Genomic DNA, 2,512 nt, shown 5'->3' with positions numbered 1-2,512 from the left:
TGACAGTGCCGCTGATTGATCGCTACACCCGACCGCGGATCTACGGGCACGGGGGCGGATGAGCATGGGTGGCCGACACACACTGATCGGCGACATGCTGCTGGCGGCTACCCTGCTCACCGCCGTCGCGGTGGTCGGCGTGGGCATGGTAGCCTTCACCCACCAGCAAACGGCTGAGCCCATTGAGGCTCGGCGCCAGGAACAGACGCTGCGGCAGCTTAACGCGGTACTCCCGCCGCAGCGCTACACCAACAATCCGGCGGCCGACACCAAGGAGGTGCGTGACCCACGCCTCGGTACCGACGGGCCCGTGACAGCCTACCGTGCCCGCCGTCATGGCGAGCCCGAGGCGGTGGTGCTCACGGTCATTGCACCGGATGGCTATAGCGGCCCCATCGAGCTGCTGGTCGCCATCAACATGGATGGGAACCTGGCCGGAGTTCGGGTGGTCGAGCACCGGGAAACCCCTGGACTGGGAGACGCCATCGAGGCGCAGCGCAGCGACTGGATCGAGGGATTTCAAGGCCGCTCTCTGGACGATCCCCCGGAAGAGGAGTGGACAGTGCAACGCGACGGCGGCGCCTTCGACCAGTTCACCGGCGCGACCATCACGCCACGGGCTGTCGTCAGGGCTGTAGCCAGGGCACTGGATTTCTACGAAGACGAAGCCGAGATGCTGTTCGACACCCGCAGGGAGGACAATTGAGCCATGGCCACACCGGGCTACGCACAACTGGCTCGGGACGGCCTGTGGACGAACAACCCCGGGGTCGTGCAGCTGCTGGGCCTTTGCCCGTTGCTGGCGGTGAGCAACACCGTGGTCAACGCCCTGGCCCTGGGCCTTGCGACGACCCTGGTGCTCACCGCCTCCAATGCGACCGTCTCCCTGATTCGCAGCGCCGCCCGGCCGGAGATTCGCATTCCCGTGTTCGTGCTGATCATCGCCTCGTTCGTGACGGTGGTGGAACTGGTGATGAATGCGTTTTTCCACGAGCTGTACCTGATCCTCGGCATTTTCATTCCGCTCATCGTCACCAACTGCGCCATTCTCGGGCGTGCGGAGGCCTTTGCCTCGCGCACCACCCCTGGGCGGGCGACCTTTGACGGGGTGGTGATGGGCCTGGGCTTTACGGGTGTGCTGATAGCCCTGGGTGGCATGCGCGAAGTGCTGGGCCACGGCAGCCTGCTGCGCCAGGCGCACCTGCTCTTTGGCGAGCCGGCGCGGGGCCTCGGCGTTCAGATGCTGCCGGTGGAGCAGGGATTTCTTCTGGCGCTGCTGCCGCCGGGCGCTTTCATTGGGCTAGGGCTGTTGCTGGCGCTGAAAAACGGCATCGATCGCTCGGTCGCCGGACGCTCCACCAGCCCGGCACACACAAAACGCGAAGGGGCCGCGCAGGGGAGCGTTGCGGCGGGCCGGTAGCAAGACGAACCAGCCGGCACACGGAATACAGACCGTGGCGGAAGACAGCCAACAGACGAACTGCCCAGCGTTTCTCCCGAGTTACCGGCGGCATGGGTTTCGGGCTACGGGCTGGCGGACCTGGGCTAGGAGGTCATGGCCGGGTGGCAATTGGCTTCGTCGCGGCACCTCTTGCTGTGGCGCTGGCGATGACGACGAGGGCGTCGCTGCCCGGAACCCGCCATGCCCCGCGGGCGCTCGCCCAGCGGTGCGCCGATGCCGTGGGGCGCGGAGGCAAAAAGGAACAGCATGAACAAGGCCAAGCGGTACCAGATCTTCCAGCGTCTGCGCGACCACAACCCGACGCCCAGCACCGAGCTCAACTACACCACGCCATTCGAACTGCTGATCGCCGTGGTGCTCTCGGCCCAGGCCACCGACCGGAGTGTCAACAAGGCCACCGCCAATCTGTTCACCGTCGCCAACACACCCCAGGCCATCCTTGAACTCGGCGAAGAGGGGCTGAAAGCGCACATCAAGACCATTGGGCTGTTTAACAGCAAGGCAACCAACATCATCAAGCTCTGCCGCATCCTCGTGGAGCGCCATGGCGGCGACGTGCCACGCACACGCGCCGAGCTGGAAGCGCTGCCCGGCGTGGGCCGGAAGACGGCCAACGTGATCCTTAACACCGCCTTTGGCGAGCCGACGATCGCCGTGGATACGCACATCTACCGAGTGGCGAATCGCACGGGACTGGCCCGCGGCAAGACCGTACGGGAGGTGGAGGATCAACTGTTACGCTGGACGCCGGAGGAATTCCGCCGTGACGCCCACCATTGGCTGATCCTGCACGGGCGCTATGTGTGCGTCGCACGCAAGCCACGCTGCGGCGCCTGTGTGATCCAAGACTTGTGTGAGTACCCGGGAAAAACGGAGGCATAATGGTGGTCCCGGAGGTGTAGAGCACATACAGCGAGCGGGTTGCGTCCACCGGGTCCGCGGGTACCGCGTCCTTAACACGCGCCTGCCGGTCCACGTCCCGATCCGGGGTCGGGGCGGCGATGCGCTGGTCGCGTTGCAGCACGACATTATGACTCGGCGAATGCTGGC

The 2,512-nt window shown here is 65.6% G+C and carries 3 protein-coding genes; all 3 read left to right on the top strand.

Annotated features, from left to right (window positions below):
* Window positions 1–64 precede the first annotated feature (64 nt).
* Complete coding sequence (gene rsxG, locus QZT63_RS07380) at window positions 65–706, top strand: electron transport complex subunit RsxG (RefSeq protein ID WP_290649915.1); 642 nt, start codon at window positions 65–67, stop codon at window positions 704–706.
* A gap of 3 nt (window positions 707–709) precedes the next feature.
* Window positions 710–1,420: an electron transport complex subunit E gene (locus tag QZT63_RS07375; RefSeq protein ID WP_290649913.1), complete on the top strand. Its 711-nt coding sequence runs from the start codon at window positions 710–712 to the stop codon at window positions 1,418–1,420.
* Window positions 1,421–1,708: 288 nt separating this feature from the next.
* Window positions 1,709–2,344 carry an endonuclease III gene (gene nth / locus QZT63_RS07370; RefSeq protein WP_290649911.1) on the top strand — a complete coding sequence of 212 codons (636 nt, stop codon included), beginning with the start codon at window positions 1,709–1,711 and terminating at the stop codon, window positions 2,342–2,344.
* The last annotated feature ends 168 nt before the right edge of the window (window positions 2,345–2,512 follow it).

It is taken from the genome of Aquisalimonas sp. (genome assembly GCF_007120195.1).
GTDB lineage: Bacteria > Pseudomonadota > Gammaproteobacteria > Nitrococcales > Aquisalimonadaceae > Aquisalimonas.
This window is presented reverse-complemented; position numbering and strand designations above follow the sequence as displayed.